This is a genomic window from Clostridium gasigenes (genome assembly GCF_017348895.1).
GTDB lineage: Bacteria > Bacillota > Clostridia > Clostridiales > Clostridiaceae > Clostridium > Clostridium gasigenes.
The window spans coordinates 2,165,697-2,180,644 of the sequence record NZ_CP071376.1 but is presented as its reverse complement, the minus strand read 5'-3'; the positions used below and the strand labels follow the sequence as shown (position 1 = coordinate 2,180,644).

Here is a 14,948-nt window from a genome sequence, read left to right as displayed (position 1 = left end):
AATAATTTGACAAACATACCCCCTTGTAGTGTATACTGTTGTATATAAATAAAATTAAATCTTATTTATTTTTATTAATATCACTAATGGAGGTACAATTTTTGATTAAAAAAGTTTTATTATTAACTACTATAGTAGCTTTATGTTTTAATACAAGCTATGTATCCTTTGCAACAACACTTACTCCAGCTCAAGCTATTGAAGAGAGTAAAGTTAAGTATGAGCAGCTTGATGATACAATAACAACATTAAATTCTGAAATAAGTAAATTAAATATTGAAATAGAGGGAATTAACTATAAACTTAATGCTACTAATACAGAAATTGAAGAAACGGGTTTACAGATTAAGCTTATTAATTCTCAAATTGAAGAAGCTAAAGCTGATATTGAAAAAAACCAGGAAATATTAGATAAACGAATACGCTCTATGTATGAGAATAATACAAATACAGATATGCTTATTTATATTATGACTTCCGACAACCTACTTGATGCATTTAACAGAGTCTATTCTATGAGTAAAATAGTATCTCTAGATAAACAAATGATTAATGAGATTAATGAGAAAAGTGCATTTTTAATTAAAGGTGCAGAGGATTTAAGTAAAAGTCAATCAGATTTAAACTTCTTAAAAACATCTGCTTTAAAAGATCTTGCTTCTGTAAATGAAAAGCAAAGTACTCAACAAGAAAGTTTGAACGAACTTAATTCCCAAAAGGCTAATGTTGCTTCAATAATTGAGGCAAACGAAGAAAAGCTTATATCTCATCAACTATCAATAATTAATTCAGATAGTTCTACATCGCTAGAGCTAACGTCTGCAATTAGCACCTTAAAATCATTAATTGCTCAAATTAGCAGTGACTATGTATTAGATTTGGCTAATACTGCTATTTTGGATGGACAGGCTAAAATTGATGCTATAGAAATTGAAAACAGCAAAAATGCTGTAATTAATAATAATAATAATAGTAGTACTACTGATAATAATAATAATAATAATAATAATAATAATAATAATAATAATAACAGTGGTAATGGTAATTCTACCTCTGGAGATGGTGAGTACCTAGCAACTTATGCTATGTCCGCAACTGCTTACACTGGTGGTACTATAACTGCTTCAGGTTTAAAACCTATAAGAGATCCAAATGGTATAAGCACCATTTCTGTAGATCCTTCTGTAATACCACTTGGTTCAAAAGTACTTATACCTGGTTATGGTTATGCTATAGCCTCAGATACCGGTGGCGCTATAAAGGGAAATATAATTGATTTATACTTAAATAGCCATGAAGAATGTGTTTCTTGGGGTAGACAAAATGTAACTCTACATCTAATTGCGCTTCCAGGAACTTGGTAATATTTACACTATAAATTATTCAGTTTCAACATAAAAATAGGTGATATAACATTAATGACTATGTTATATCACCTATTTTAAATATATAATTTTATAAATATAATCTAAGTCATCTTGAAAAAATAACTAGTTATTATTAATTCTATTTTTTATATGCCTATCAACTATTTTTCCATATAGTTGTTAATATGCTTAATTATCATGTTAATACTTCCGTCACCATTTCTTTGGATTTCAAACCTTGTATTATCATTGTAAGCTTCTTCGTTTATATATAAATCTATATCTTTATCAACTTTAAGTCTTACTCTCTTAAGCTTTTTCTCAACCCAAGTTTTATCTATTGATACTTCTTCATCTAACCCATGACCACGAACAAAATTATTGAAGTTTTCTTTTATTTCAGGTTCTTCTTTAAACAATTCATGGGATAACGCTTCTATATTAATTGTATCTTCTTTTTTAAGCTTAGCTTTAACTGTTGTTCTTATTCTTTCTGCTTTATCTGCATCTTCAACTATATTAGTTCTAGTCCAAGCTTCTGTTGCCTTTACGAATGTTTTAGTCATATCTCTTTCGTTATTAACAATATTACAGCCCAAGAAGTTATTAATGAAATAATTTGCTCCATATTCATCTTTATCTTTACTCTTTTTTTGCTTATCTATAACCATTAAATTGTATCCATCAGTCTCTCTAATTGGCTTTATAAATGCAGCCTTTTGGATCCTTTGGCTACTACCTGGGAGCCCTGCTGCTTGTGGAATTATTCCAATACCAATTTTATTGTCAACAAAATCTATTTGATGAGTAAAGTTCTTAACATAATCCATCTTAAGTAACCCTATCATAGGTCCTTGATCCGTAACAATTGAAACAACTATTAAATCACAAGATGGTATACTTCCATTACCATTCATAACTGCAAATAACTGCCTTGCTATCTCTTGTGATAGTTTAATAATATCACTTTCCATTCCATTTAAATAATCTTGAACAACTTCTTTAACAATGCTTCTTTCCTGATTAAAAATAGCATACTTTAATTCTTCATCCTTAAAACATTTTTCTATATGTCTATATAAAAAGTTATACGTATCATCACTTAAATCAAGAGCATATTCGTTTAAAACTGGCTCTCCTGCCTCTGAATCTAATATATGGATCACAGCTTCCTGTATATTTACATCATTTACATATTCCATTTTTATACCACCTTATAATCTTTCGCGCATAGAGTACTTTAACGTCCTTACCCACTTTAGTAATTTAGAAATAAATAACTAGTCAGTATACTTGTCTTTTTTAACTATTTATTTATTTTACAATGCCTTATTTCTTATATATTTTATAATAACGCTAACAATTTGTAAAACGCTTATAGTTCTTTTAATCTTCTACAGGTACTTTAGGACCTACTAAATCTAACTGATAAAATGCTAAATCAAGCCAAGTTTCAAACTTATATCCAGCTTTTTTAATTGTACCTGAATATTTAAAATCTAATTTTTCATGCATCTTAATACTTCCAATGTTAGCTGCGTCAATACAAGAAACTAACGTTGCAAATTCCCTTTCATTAGCATCTTTTATTATTTGTTTTAATAATAAGATTCCAATTCCTTTGCCTCTACTTTCCTTTTTTACATAAACAGAATGCTCTATTGTATATTTATAAGCTTGCCATTGTCTAAATGGGCCATAAGTCGCAAAACCTATAACTTTATTATTTTCCTCAAAAACAAATACTGGATAACCTTCAGAAATTTTATTATTAAACCATGCTTTTCTTTCTTCTAAAGTCTGAGCCTTATAATTATATACTGCTGTAGTATTTACTATAGCATCATTATAAATTTCTAAAATATTAATTAAATCTTTTTCTTCTCCGTGTCTAATCATATTAATTTAACCCCTTATATTTCATCCTATTTGCTTATATTATAACACTTTTATTAATCTTCATTATAACACTTTTATTAATCTTCATTATATCAATAAATTACATAATAATAAATTTATTGTTTATATAATTGTATTTCGTTATAATAAACTTAAGCTAATAAACTTAAAAGTAGGTGTATTAGATGGATAATACTATTTCAAAATTTCAATTTCAGTATTGAATAAAAATAATATTATTTTTTAAATTTAAGGAGAGATAAGAAGATGAATGAATTAGAAACTAGAATTATAGATATTGATGTTGATGATATAAGGTGTAAGTTAGTTGCCTTAGGTGCAGAAAAAGTTAAGGATGAAAATCAAATTAACGATATATATGATTTTGAGGATGGAAGACTTTTAAATGCTAAAGGTTATGCAAGAATACGTACTACTATTGATAAGTTATCTGGAAAAGAAACTTATTATATGACTACAAAGAAAATGTTAAGCCAAGGTACTTTTAAAGTTATGGAAGAAAATGAAACTGTAGTAGAAGATAAAGAAATGGCTCGTGGAATTTATTTATCTCTTGGTCTTGTGCAACATAAATGTATTAAGAAATCTAGAGAAAGCTATAAATTTAAAAATTCTTTAGTTGAAATTGATATTAATGATAAAAGCTTCTGCCCATTCCCTTATATTGAAATAGAAACATCTGACGTGGAAAATCTTAAAGAAATTGTTGAACTTTTAGGGTATACACTTGAAGATACTACTTCTAAAACAATTTATGAGCTTTTAGCTGATAAAGGCATTGGCAATAAGGATGCAAAAGGACTTTAGCACTTTTTTAAAATAACAAGTCAATATACATGGCCCTTTGACTTGTTATTTTTTTTGAAATGCCTTAAACTAAATATTAACAAATGAAAAAATTAACTTTTGGAGGAATATTATGAATAACTTATCTACAATTTTATTACTTACTATAGTTGGAGGGGTTATAGGCTGGATAACTAACATCTTAGCTATAAAGCTTATGTTTAGACCCATAAATCCTATTAAAATCCCATTACTAAATATAGAAATACTAGGGTTAATACCTAAAAGAAAAAAAGAAATTGCAAAGAATATTGGTGATGTAGTAGCTAATGATCTATTATCTATTGATGATTTATTAAACGAAGCATTAGATGATGAATCTAAGAATAACATTACTGAACATATAAAATCAAAAGCTCGTGATGTTGCAAATGAAAAGCTTAATATTATACCAGCACCTTTTAGAATGATGGTTAGTCCTTATGTTGATGATATTATTAATAAAGAAATAGGTGGCGCTGTAGAAAATATTGGTGTTGATATAATTTCCATGGCTAAGGATAAAATTAATATAAATAAAATAGTAGAAGAAAAAATAAATGAATTAGATCTAGAAGAACTTGAAAGAATTATAATTAGTATATGTAAGAAAGAATTTAAACATATCGAAATTTTAGGTTTGGTTCTTGGTGGTCTTATAGGCCTAGTTCAAGGTTTAATAGTTATTTTACTTTAGGCATTCTAAAATAAAAATAGCAGCACATTGTGCTGCTATTTTTATTAATATATGCTATATTTTAACTTTTTTATTCATTTGTATTTGGACAAGTATTTGTTGTACTTTGTGTTGGACAAGTTCCATTTGTTGTATTATCTACATTTTCACCTTGTATAACCTTAACCTTTGAACATCCATTTGAGTTAGAGCAATTATTATTTTCTTTTGTGCTGTTACTTGTACCTGTACTTTGACATCCTTGATTACACTCATTTACACATGTACTCTCGCATCCTTGATTACATCCATTTGTGCAAGTACTAGGACAATCATTTGAACAACTATTTTGAGAATCAATAGCTTTTGCTACATCATTTGAAGCTTCCTTAACAGTTGCTACCTTCTCTTCGGGCGCTGGAGATACTAATAATTGTTTTTGAACTTCATTCGTCACTTCTGCTGGTGCATTGCTAGCTTCAGTAGCTACTTCATTTGTAGCTACCGAATTTGTATCTACGCCACTCTCTATTGCATTTGTATCTACTGGTGTAGCTTCTATATTTGTTTGTTTAGCTTCTGTATTTACTTGTTTAGATTCTATTGCTAGTTTATTAACTTGTGCAGTATCTGCATCTCTCATAGAAGCAAAACTTAAAGTTCCACCAAATATTAAAGCACCCGCCACTGATAAACCTATAAGAAATTTTCTTTTATTCATACGTATTCCCCCTTGATTTTAAGTTTAATAACTTTGTTATTATACAAACTAGTTTTTTTAATTTATATAATATTTTAAATTACTTTGCTTTTAAACTTAGGTTTTGTCTTTGTCTTATCAACTTCATGACCTTATTATAATTTAAAACTTAAAATAAGTCTTTAGTAGTTAATTGGGGTATAACTCATAAACTTCCTCAATAACCTTAACATTGTTTTCCAAGTTTTCTTAATAAACTTACTATATAAGGCATCATAAAATAAATAATAGACTAGTATCCTTGTTTATTTTACAATGCCTAATTGTAGTTAGAATCTAATCGAACTTATACTAATATAGTTATATTTATTTGGAGATGCCTTATAGGGGCTATATCTAAGGATATCTTTTTGATAATTTTATACTAATGTATTTCTATTTAAATCAATTGTCTAAAAATAAAGAAAGGCTGAACTAAGTTATATTTAGTCCAACCTTTTCTTGTATATTTATTATTATTTTATAAAGCTTGTTTTTCATTTGATTCTTTGGATATTCTAATCCTTTTTCTAATCTTTAGTATAATTAAAACCATTAGTGATATTAGCACTATAGCAATTCCATAAACACCTAAAGCTATTTTATTGGGATTACTAAATAAATTAATTACATTATGATTATCATCAACAATCTTTCTACCTTGCAATATATTATAATTTTCAGTAATTTGAGGTACCCCATTAACTTTATCAAAGGATTTAAGGTAGTTAGTTAATGATATCCATTCTTTTTCTTCTTCATTTAAGCTCTTCCATTAATTTTATTCAATCTTTTTAGAGAACCGAAAAAAGCCTATGGTTATTTTAAAAACCACAGGCTCTCTTCATTTTTTTTAAAGTTTTTCTCTTCTTTTAGTGGATTTAATAAATAATTCTTTTAGACATTCATTGTCATTATTCTCTAAAGCTACTTTTATTTTTTCCAGTTCTACTTCGAACTCGTCAATTACTTTAATTAAGTTCGACTTATTCCCCAGGAAAAGTTCACTCCATAAATATTCATTTATATTTGCTATTCTTGTTAAATCTCTATAACTATCTCCAATAAAGCTTCCTGTATCCCGTCCCTCTTCATCACTATTTATAAGTGCTACAGCTATTGCATGTGGAAGTTGACTTGTGAAACTTATCATTTCATCATGATATTTAGGAGTTATTCTTCTTACCTTTTTAAATCCAATGTTATAAGCAAGTTTTTCTATTAGCTTAATATTTTCTTCTTTATTGCTATCTATAGTAGTAATTAAATAGTTTGCTCCTTTAAATACCTTGCTTGAAGCATAATCTATTCCTTTTTTCTCTCTTCCTGCCATTGGATGACCAAAAATAAAATCTACATTAGAAGGTAATATTTCTAATATATCGTTTATAAACATTTCTTTTATGCCGGTTGCATCTGTAATAACAGTACCTTTTTTAAATCTATTTTTATTATCTTGTATAAACTTCTTAACTAACCTTGGATATATAGAAAGTATAATTAAATCACACTTTTCTACAATATCAGTTCCATCAATATATCCCTTTTTAATTATGCGTAAATCTTCTGCCTTTTTTAATGTATCTAAATCTGTATCAAGACCATATACATCTTCATATCCAGCTTCTTTAAGTGCCATTGCATAACTTCCACCAACAACACCAAGCCCCACTATTAAAATTCTCATAAATTCTATTTCCCCCAATATTTATTACAGAAAAAGCTTCAGTAATACTGAAGCTTTTATGATGCCTTATCACTTTTAAAGAATTTTGCCCTCAAATTCTGCTAATTTTTTAATTTTATCCATCATAATTTTAAAAGATTCTGGTTTAATCGATTGTTGTCCATCACTTAAGGCACATTGTGGGTTGTTATGAACTTCTATCATTAATCCATCTGCTCCTGCTGCTATTGCGGCTTTTGCTAGTGGTTCTACTAAATACCAGTATCCCGCTGCATGGCTTGGATCAACTATTACGGGTAAATGTGATAGCCTTTTAACTACCGGAATTGCACTTAAATCTAAAGTGTTTCTTGTGTATGTTTCAAAAGTTCTTATTCCTCTTTCACAAAGAATTACATTTTCATTTCCGCTAGCCATTATATATTCTGCTGACATTAGCCATTCCTCTATAGTTGCTGATAACCCTCTCTTTAAAAGAATTGGTTTTCTAGTTTTACCTATTTGTTTTAAAAGATCAAAGTTTTGCATATTTCTTGCCCCAATTTGAATTACATCAACGTCTCTTTCAAATTGATCTATATAATCTGTTGACATTATTTCTGTCACTATTGGAAGCCCTGTTTCAGCTCTTGCTCTTTTTAGTAATTCTAAACCTTCAAGTTCTAAACCTTGGAAGCTATATGGTGATGTTCTTGGTTTAAATGCTCCCCCTCTTAAGAAAGTTGCTCCTGATTCTTTTACACTTTTTGCAATTTCTATAATTTGTTCTTCACTTTCAACCGAACAAGGACCTGCCATAACTGCAAGGTTTTTTCCTCCAATAATTGATCCATTAACATCAATTATTGTATCTTCTGGTTTAAATAATCTATTAGCTTTTTTAAAAGGTTCTTCCACCTTTAAAACTTTATCAACACCTTGGAATCTTAATAGTTTATTAGAATCTATTGCTCTAGTTTCACCTACAACTCCTAATATACAATAAGTTGCTCCTTGAGATAGGTGCGTAAGCACACCTTTTTCCTCTATTGCCTTCTTAATTTTCAATATTTCTTCTTCACTACATTTAGGATTCATTACTATAATCATTCTACCATCACTCCATACTACTTTTTTCATCTTAAGCATCTTCTAACTTAATATTGCTTCCATTGCTAAAACATAGCCTTTCTCACCAAATCCACAAATTTGTCCAATACATGCTGGTGCTGTTACTGATTTATGTCTAAATTCTTCTCTTGCATGTATATTTGATAAATGAACTTCAACTGTTTTTATATTAACTGCTTTTATTGCATCAAATATTGCATAGCTATAGTGAGTATACGCTCCTGGATTAATTATTATTGCATCATATTTTTCATAATATGCTTTATGAATAAAATTGATAATTTCCCCTTCAACATTACTTTGTAGAAGTGTTATATCAATATTTTTTATCTTTGCTTCTTTTTTAATATATTCACATATATCATTAAAATCTTTACTTCCGTATATATCTTTTTCTCTTACTCCAACCATATTTAAATTAGGTCCATTTATAACCATAACCTTCATGTAAGTTCACCCACTTTTTTTGATTAAGTCATATAGCTTCTCACGATGCTATATATATACCAGTTATTTTTCAAAAACTCCCAAAGCCTATTTCCTTATTCTTTCCTTTAATTCTTTTTGTATTTCAAAAATTATATCTTTTAGAAACCCATTATTAACTATTTTTATATGACAGTATTTATTATATAGTTCATATCTTTCCTGAAAAATATTATATAATTTTTCTTTTCCACTTGATAACAAAGGTCTTTTTTCTATATTAACATCTTCAATAATATTATCTAAAGGTCTATCAATAAATATAATTATACTCTCTTCTCTAAATAAATCTATATTCTTTTCATTTTTAATAACTCCACCACCAGATGAAATTATTACTCTTCTCTTTTTACTAAGCTTCACACAAGCCTTGTTTTCCCACTTTCTAAAGTTTTCTTCGCCTTTTTCAAATAATTCTTTAACTGTCTCTCCAGAAATATCTTCTATATATTTATCCATATCACAAAAATTATAGTTTAATTTTGTTGCTAATAACTTTCCTATTGTAGTTTTCCCACAACCTGGCATACCAATCAATAATACTTTATCTTTTAAATCACTCATTTTAAAATACTATCCTTTATTAAAATTCTTTATTTATCTCAATATATATATCATTAATAATAGATTTATTTATGCTTATACCCTGCCATATTTCTTGAGCTTTTATCGCTTGCCCCACAAGCATATATAATCCGCCTACAGTAACTTTACCTAACTCTTTTCCTTTAGATAAAAATGTAGTTAACCCGGGGTTATAAATTAAATCAATAAGTGTACTAAAATTACAAATAACCTCTTCACAGGCTGGACACCCATCTACTTTAGGATACATACCAACTGGTGTAGAATTTATTAATATATCTCCTTTTAAATCCTTAAGTTCATTATAACTTATTAAAGATACTTTTTCTTCATTAAAGGTAGTTTTTACTTTTGAATTTCTACTTACTACATAAACATGTTTTATTCCATTATCAAGCAAATAATATAATGCTGCTTTGCAAGCTCCACCATTACCTAAAATAACGGCTATTTTATTATTAGTTTTAATATTATGTGCTTCTAGCATATATCCAAAACCATAGTAATCTGTATTATAACCATAAAGTTTTCCATCTATTAATGAAATTGTATTTACTGCCCCAATCCTTTTTCCTTCATATGAAACTTCATCTAAATATTTAATTACTTCTTCCTTATAAGGAATAGTAACATTTGAGCCTTTAATATTTAAAACTTTAAGCCCCATAGTGAATTTTTCTAAGTTATTTCTGTCTACTTCAAATAACTTATATCCACCACTTACCCCTATTGCCTTAAAAACTAAATCATGTATTTTAGGAGATAAACTATGTGAAAGTTTTTCACCTAGTAACCCGTAAAACTCCACTTGATCTCACCACCTTTTTATATTTCACTAAAACTTTTATAATTTCCAAGTAGTTTAAAGTAGCCACTATTTTTCTTTATTAGCTTAATAGCATTTTGAACTTCTTCATTATATAAGTTTCCTTCAAAATCTACATATAATAAATACTTCCACGAAGTGTGTTTGTTTGGTCTTGATTCTATTTTTATCATATTTATGCTATTTTCTGCGAAATATTTAAGTAATCTATATAATGTTCCAGCTTCATCTTCTAGGGAAAATACTACACTTATTTTATTACAGTTTTCCCTTACTATTAGATCTCTTGCTATTATTATGAATTTAGTATGATTATCTTTATTATTGTTAATAGCTTTTTTTATTATATTTAATCCATATATTTTTGCAGCTCTTTCACTTGCAATTGCTGACTTAGTTTTATCATTTAAGTCATGAACCATTTTTGCACTTGTAGCAGTATTATGGTAAGGAATCAGCTTCCAATTATGATAATTTTTTAAGAATTCATTACTTTGCTCAAACCCTTGTGGATGTGAATATACCTCTTCTATACTATCAATTGTTGCCCCTTCTATTCCTATTAAATGTTGATTTATTTTTATGCATTCTTCTGCTACAATATAAAATCCATATTTACTTAATAAATCATATACATCCCTAATTGACCCTGTACATGAGTTTTCTATTGGGAGTATTCCATAATCTATATTATTATTTTTAAGTGCTTCAAAAACATCTTCAAACTCTTCATATGGTGTTACATCTGTGTTTTCTCCAAAATATTTTAACAATGCCTCTTCACTAAATGAGCCTCTAACCCCTTGGAATCCAAGTTTCTTAGTTTTATCTATATCTATATTTTCAATCTTTGCTTCATCATCTTGTGAAATAAACTTACCTTGTATACTTCTGCTTACTTCCATTATGCCTGCAAAAAACTTCCTTGCACTATTTGCATATTCTTTATTATTTAGCTTTTCTATATTTTTATCTATTACCTCTTTCTCTCTTGTAGAGTTTAAAATAGGTAAATTATTTTCTTTTTTATATTCAGCTACATTAATTGCAATATCCATTCTTTTTTCAAATAAGACAACAAGTTCTTTATCTATTTTATCAATTTCTTTTCTACATTGATTCAAATCCTTCATTAATCTTCTCCTATTCATTAATGCATCTTCAAAAAATAACCATTCAACAATGCATCATTTGAAAAATACTCAATCATATTTTTTAAATGATTAAATCTAGTAACCCTATTGCTGTAACTGCTTCAATTACAGGTAATGCTCTTTGTACTATACACGGATCATGTCTTCCTTTTATTTTTAAAACTGAGTTTTCTTTACTATTAATATCTATTGTATTTTGCTCTTTTAATATAGAAGCTGTTGGTTTTATAGCAACTTTAAATATTAATGGCATTCCATTTGTTATTCCACCTAATATTCCACCATTATTGTTTGTTTTAGTTTTTACAACTTCATTTTCATAATAATACTCATCATTACACTCTGATCCCTTCATTGTAGCAACTTCAAAGCCTTTTCCAAATTCTATTCCCTTAACTGCTGGCACCGAAAATATTAAATGTGCTAATGTAGATTCTACTGAATCAAAAAATGGATTCCCAACACCAGCTTTTATTCCTACGACACCACATTCTATAGTTCCACCTAGTGAATCCCCATTAGTTTTAGCTTCTAATATAGATTCTCGCATTTTACTTTCTAAAGATTTATTTATTAATGGCATTTCTTTATTTCTTAAAGCTAATAATTCTTCTTTTTCAAGCTTCACTTCATTAAACTTTTCATCTTTTATATTTCCTATAGAGTTAATATGTGCTCCAATAAAAATACATTTGCTTTCTAATATTTGCTTACAAATTGCTCCTGCGAACACTAGTGGTGCTGTTATTCTACCTGAAAAATGACCTCCACCTCTATAATCATTAAAACCATTATATCTAATGTTACCTGTGTAATCTGCATGTCCTGGTCTCATTAAATCTTTAGTTTTACCATAATCCTTAGAGCGTGTATCTCCATTTCTAATTATTCCACAAAGCGGTGTTCCTGTTGTTTTACCTTCAAAAAAACCACTTAATATTTCTGGTATATCAGCTTCTTTTCTAGATGTAGATATATTGCTTTTTCCTGGTGCTCTTCTTTCCATTTCTTCATTAACTTTATCCATATCTATTTCAAATCCTGATGGAAGCCCATCTATAGTAATTCCAATTGCAGTTCCATGAGACTCTCCAAAAATAGATACCTTTATGTTATTTCCCCAAACTCCACTCATTCACTCCACCTCCAAGATTTTTATAATCTTCAAAGAAATTAGGATATGATTTAGAAACACATTCAAAGTCATTAATTATTATAGGATTTTTACATCTAGTTGCAGCTATTGCAAGGCTCATAGCAATTCTATGATCATTCCAACTCCAAACTTCTACCCCACCTAAAAAATCTTCTTTTCCTTCTATAATTAATCCATCTTCTGTTTCTTTTATATTTGCTCCTAATTTAATTAATTCTGTAGTAATTGCTTTTAACCTATCGCACTCTTTAATTCTAAGTCTTGATGAGTTAATTATTTTAGTAGTTCCTTTGCTTAATGCTGAAACAACAGCTAAAACAGGAATAATGTCTGGGCATTGAGAACCATCTATTACTGTAGCTTTTAAAGCTGATTTAGCATTTCCTATTATCCCCTCTTTAGTAGCTGTTATTTCTACATTCATTTTTTCTAAAATCTCAATAACTAACCTATCTCCTTGAAGAGAATTTAATTCTAAATCTTTTAAAATAACTTCACTTCCTAAAGCATCTGCCGCTAAGAAAAATGCTGCTTGGGAATAATCGCCCTCAACTCTATAATTTCTAGGCTTATAACTTTGATTTCCCTTAATTATAAACTCTTTATAATTATTATTTATTATTTCAATACCAAAATCCTTCATAGCCTCTATAGTTAAATCAATATATCCTTTAGATTCCATTTCTGTCTTTATTAATATTTTAGAATCTCCATTTAATAATGGCAATGTAACCATTAGCCCTGTTATAAATTGTGAACTTATATTACCTTCAACTTCAAAATCTCCACTTTTCAGTTTTCCATCTACTAATAAATTAAGCTTCCCCTCTTCTGCCTTATAGTTTATTTTTTGTTTTTCAAAAATATCATAGTATGTCTTCAAAGGTCTTTTACCTAAATTTCCTTTTCCTATAAATCTTGTCATTCCATTGAATAATAGAGAAATAGGAACTAGAAATCTAAGTGTTGATCCTGATTCGTTACAATTAATAGTTCTTAAAGATTCTCTTTTATTTTCCTCATTAAATATTCCTTGTACTTCTATATAATCATCATATTTAGTAATTACTGCTCCAAGTGTTTTCATTCCCTCAATTGTTGCAATAATATCTTCTGAGTAATCTATATTTTCTAGTATGCTAACCCCTCTAGATAGAGATGCACAAATAACAGCTCTATGTGCCATGCTTTTTGATGGTGGTATTTTAACTTCACCTTTTAGCTTAATTGAGTCTATTTTTAAACTTCCCATATATACCTCTCTTTATAATTGGTTTCTTTAAGGGGCCTAAAAGAAAATACATATCTCCAATTGTCTTATTATTTTCTTTCAGAGCCCTAATTTTTTAGTTGAAAAATCTAGTATCAGTTTTATAAATAAATGATTCTCCCATTTCTTTAATTAAAATAACATTTAGTTTTCCATCTATATTCTTTTTATCTAAAGAAATAGCTTCCATTATATTAGCTATTTTTACATCTGTTTCAAAAGGAAGTGCATATTGAACTAATAATTCTTTTATTTCTTCTGCTGTACCGTCTTTAGTTAACCCCTTAGCTTCACTTATTTTAGTAATAGCATACATTCCAATCGCTACCCCTTCACCATGAGTATGTTTTTTATATTCATAATATTGCTCAATTCCATGCCCCAAAGTGTGTCCGAAGTTAAGTAACATTCTATCACCTTTGTCTTTTTCATCTTTCTCCACAACATTTCTCTTAATTTTACAACAGCTGTGGATTATTGTGCTTATATTGTTAATAACTTCCTCTTTATTTTTATATTTTTTTAATTCATAGAAAAATTCCTTATCCTTTATGCAACCATATTTAATTACTTCTGCCATACCATCATTAAAAAATCTAGGTTTTAATGTATTTAAAACCTCTGGGTCTATAAGCACTGCTTTTGGATGATAAAAACTTCCTACTAGGTTTTTCCCACGGGCTATATCTACCCCAACTTTTCCACCAACACTACTATCTACTTGAGCAAGCAATGATGTCGGGAATTGAATAAAATCAACACCTCTTAAAAATGTAGAAGCTACAAAGCCACCTAAATCACCTATAACTCCACCACCTAAAGTAATTATTAAATCACTTCTTGTTAGTTTGAAATCTAATAATTCATTATAAATACCTTCTACACATCTATAATTCTTAGTTTCTTCGCCTGGTTTTAACACAAGCTTTTTAACTTCATAACCTACATCTTGTAATAAGGACATTACTTTTTCACCATAAAAGCCATTAACATTTTCATCAGTTAATATAAATATTTTTTCACCTTTAAAAACCTTCTGTACCTCATAAGCTACCTTATTAATTAATCCTTTTTCTATTAAAATAGGATAACTTCTTTCTTTTAAATCTACTATTAACTCCAAAACATCTTCTCCTTTCATAGCTAC

General features: G+C 28.4%; 16 protein-coding genes. 3 read left to right on the top strand and 13 right to left on the bottom strand.

What is annotated here, in order from left to right:
* The first annotated feature begins 101 nt into the window (after nt 1–101).
* Nucleotides 102–1,364 (top strand): 3D domain-containing protein, encoded by a 1,263-nt coding sequence (locus J1C67_RS10225; RefSeq protein WP_243176784.1) that lies wholly within the window; start codon nt 102–104, stop codon nt 1,362–1,364.
* 164 nt (nt 1,365–1,528) lie between these two features.
* Here J1C67_RS10225 and J1C67_RS10220 read toward each other — a convergent pair whose 3' ends face one another.
* Both J1C67_RS10220 and J1C67_RS10215 read right to left on the bottom strand, forming a co-directional pair.
* Nucleotides 1,529–2,569 (bottom strand): nucleoid-associated protein, encoded by a 1,041-nt coding sequence (locus J1C67_RS10220; protein WP_167866720.1) that lies wholly within the window; start codon nt 2,567–2,569, stop codon nt 1,529–1,531.
* Between the two features lie 184 nt (nt 2,570–2,753).
* On the bottom strand, nt 2,754–3,266 hold the full coding sequence (locus tag J1C67_RS10215; protein WP_089970360.1) for a GNAT family N-acetyltransferase: 513 nt from the start codon (nt 3,264–3,266) through the stop codon (nt 2,754–2,756).
* 267 nt (nt 3,267–3,533) lie between these two features.
* Between J1C67_RS10215 and J1C67_RS10210 the strand changes: the two genes are divergently transcribed.
* Nucleotides 3,534–4,094: a class IV adenylate cyclase gene (locus J1C67_RS10210; RefSeq protein ID WP_167866719.1), complete on the top strand. Its 561-nt coding sequence runs from the start codon at nt 3,534–3,536 to the stop codon at nt 4,092–4,094.
* Between the two features lie 112 nt (nt 4,095–4,206).
* Complete coding sequence (locus tag J1C67_RS10205; RefSeq protein WP_089970355.1) at nt 4,207–4,809, top strand: DUF445 domain-containing protein; 603 nt, start codon at nt 4,207–4,209, stop codon at nt 4,807–4,809.
* A gap of 70 nt (nt 4,810–4,879) precedes the next feature.
* Here the strand turns inward: J1C67_RS10205 and J1C67_RS10200 are convergent, their stop codons facing one another.
* The 11 genes from J1C67_RS10200 to aroB all read right to left on the bottom strand — a co-directional run bounded on the left by J1C67_RS10200 (nt 4,880) and on the right by aroB (nt 14,924).
* Entirely contained in the window at nt 4,880–5,509 is a 630-nt protein-coding gene (locus J1C67_RS10200) for a hypothetical protein (RefSeq protein WP_167866718.1), read from the bottom strand.
* Between the two features lie 499 nt (nt 5,510–6,008).
* Nucleotides 6,009–6,194 carry a hypothetical protein gene (locus J1C67_RS10195; protein ID WP_167866717.1) on the bottom strand — a complete coding sequence of 62 codons (186 nt, stop codon included), beginning with the start codon at nt 6,192–6,194 and terminating at the stop codon, nt 6,009–6,011.
* Nucleotides 6,195–6,380: 186 nt separating this feature from the next.
* On the bottom strand, nt 6,381–7,214 hold the full coding sequence (locus tag J1C67_RS10190) for a prephenate dehydrogenase (protein ID WP_167866716.1): 834 nt from the start codon (nt 7,212–7,214) through the stop codon (nt 6,381–6,383).
* A 75-nt stretch (nt 7,215–7,289) separates the two neighbouring features.
* Entirely contained in the window at nt 7,290–8,303 is a 1,014-nt protein-coding gene (gene aroF / locus J1C67_RS10185; RefSeq protein WP_167866843.1) for a 3-deoxy-7-phosphoheptulonate synthase, read from the bottom strand.
* Nucleotides 8,304–8,345: 42 nt separating this feature from the next.
* Nucleotides 8,346–8,771 carry a type II 3-dehydroquinate dehydratase gene (aroQ, locus tag J1C67_RS10180; RefSeq protein ID WP_167866715.1) on the bottom strand — a complete coding sequence of 142 codons (426 nt, stop codon included), beginning with the start codon at nt 8,769–8,771 and terminating at the stop codon, nt 8,346–8,348.
* 87 nt (nt 8,772–8,858) lie between these two features.
* A complete protein-coding gene (locus tag J1C67_RS10175) occupies nt 8,859–9,374 on the bottom strand; it encodes a shikimate kinase (protein WP_167866714.1) in 516 nt (171 codons plus the stop codon).
* Between the two features lie 19 nt (nt 9,375–9,393).
* Nucleotides 9,394–10,203 carry a shikimate dehydrogenase gene (gene aroE / locus J1C67_RS10170; RefSeq protein WP_167866713.1) on the bottom strand — a complete coding sequence of 270 codons (810 nt, stop codon included), beginning with the start codon at nt 10,201–10,203 and terminating at the stop codon, nt 9,394–9,396.
* 17 nt (nt 10,204–10,220) lie between these two features.
* Nucleotides 10,221–11,354, bottom strand: coding sequence for a prephenate dehydratase (gene pheA / locus J1C67_RS10165; protein WP_167866712.1), 1,134 nt, complete (start codon nt 11,352–11,354; stop codon nt 10,221–10,223).
* Nucleotides 11,355–11,436: 82 nt separating this feature from the next.
* Nucleotides 11,437–12,510, bottom strand: a complete 1,074-nt coding sequence (gene aroC, locus J1C67_RS10160; protein ID WP_167866711.1) for a chorismate synthase — start codon at nt 12,508–12,510, stop codon at nt 11,437–11,439.
* Nucleotides 12,488–13,783, bottom strand: coding sequence for a 3-phosphoshikimate 1-carboxyvinyltransferase (gene aroA / locus J1C67_RS10155; protein WP_167866710.1), 1,296 nt, complete (start codon nt 13,781–13,783; stop codon nt 12,488–12,490). Before aroA ends, aroC begins: the two co-directional genes overlap by 23 nt.
* Before the next feature lie 94 nt (nt 13,784–13,877).
* A complete protein-coding gene (gene aroB / locus J1C67_RS10150; RefSeq protein WP_423738891.1) occupies nt 13,878–14,924 on the bottom strand; it encodes a 3-dehydroquinate synthase in 1,047 nt (348 codons plus the stop codon).
* Between the last annotated feature and the right edge of the window lie 24 nt (nt 14,925–14,948).

What these genes read in the sequence shown, in the direction of transcription:
- aroA (WP_167866710.1), bottom strand. Translation starts at nt 13,783, where the DNA reads ATGGGAAGTTTAAAAATAGACTCAATTAAGCTAAAAGGTGAAGTTAAA.
- aroF (WP_167866843.1), bottom strand. Translation starts at nt 8,303, where the DNA reads ATGATTATAGTAATGAATCCTAAATGTAGTGAAGAAGAAATATTGAAA.
- J1C67_RS10215 (WP_089970360.1), bottom strand. Translation starts at nt 3,266, where the DNA reads ATGATTAGACACGGAGAAGAAAAAGATTTAATTAATATTTTAGAAATT.
- J1C67_RS10205 (WP_089970355.1), top strand. Translation starts at nt 4,207, where the DNA reads ATGAATAACTTATCTACAATTTTATTACTTACTATAGTTGGAGGGGTT.
- aroC (WP_167866711.1), bottom strand. Translation starts at nt 12,510, where the DNA reads ATGAGTGGAGTTTGGGGAAATAACATAAAGGTATCTATTTTTGGAGAG.
- aroQ (WP_167866715.1), bottom strand. Translation starts at nt 8,771, where the DNA reads ATGAAGGTTATGGTTATAAATGGACCTAATTTAAATATGGTTGGAGTA.
- J1C67_RS10220 (WP_167866720.1), bottom strand. Translation starts at nt 2,569, where the DNA reads ATGGAATATGTAAATGATGTAAATATACAGGAAGCTGTGATCCATATA.
- J1C67_RS10200 (WP_167866718.1), bottom strand. Translation starts at nt 5,509, where the DNA reads ATGAATAAAAGAAAATTTCTTATAGGTTTATCAGTGGCGGGTGCTTTA.
- J1C67_RS10190 (WP_167866716.1), bottom strand. Translation starts at nt 7,214, where the DNA reads ATGAGAATTTTAATAGTGGGGCTTGGTGTTGTTGGTGGAAGTTATGCA.
- J1C67_RS10175 (WP_167866714.1), bottom strand. Translation starts at nt 9,374, where the DNA reads ATGAGTGATTTAAAAGATAAAGTATTATTGATTGGTATGCCAGGTTGT.
- pheA (WP_167866712.1), bottom strand. Translation starts at nt 11,354, where the DNA reads ATGAAGGATTTGAATCAATGTAGAAAAGAAATTGATAAAATAGATAAA.
- J1C67_RS10210 (WP_167866719.1), top strand. Translation starts at nt 3,534, where the DNA reads ATGAATGAATTAGAAACTAGAATTATAGATATTGATGTTGATGATATA.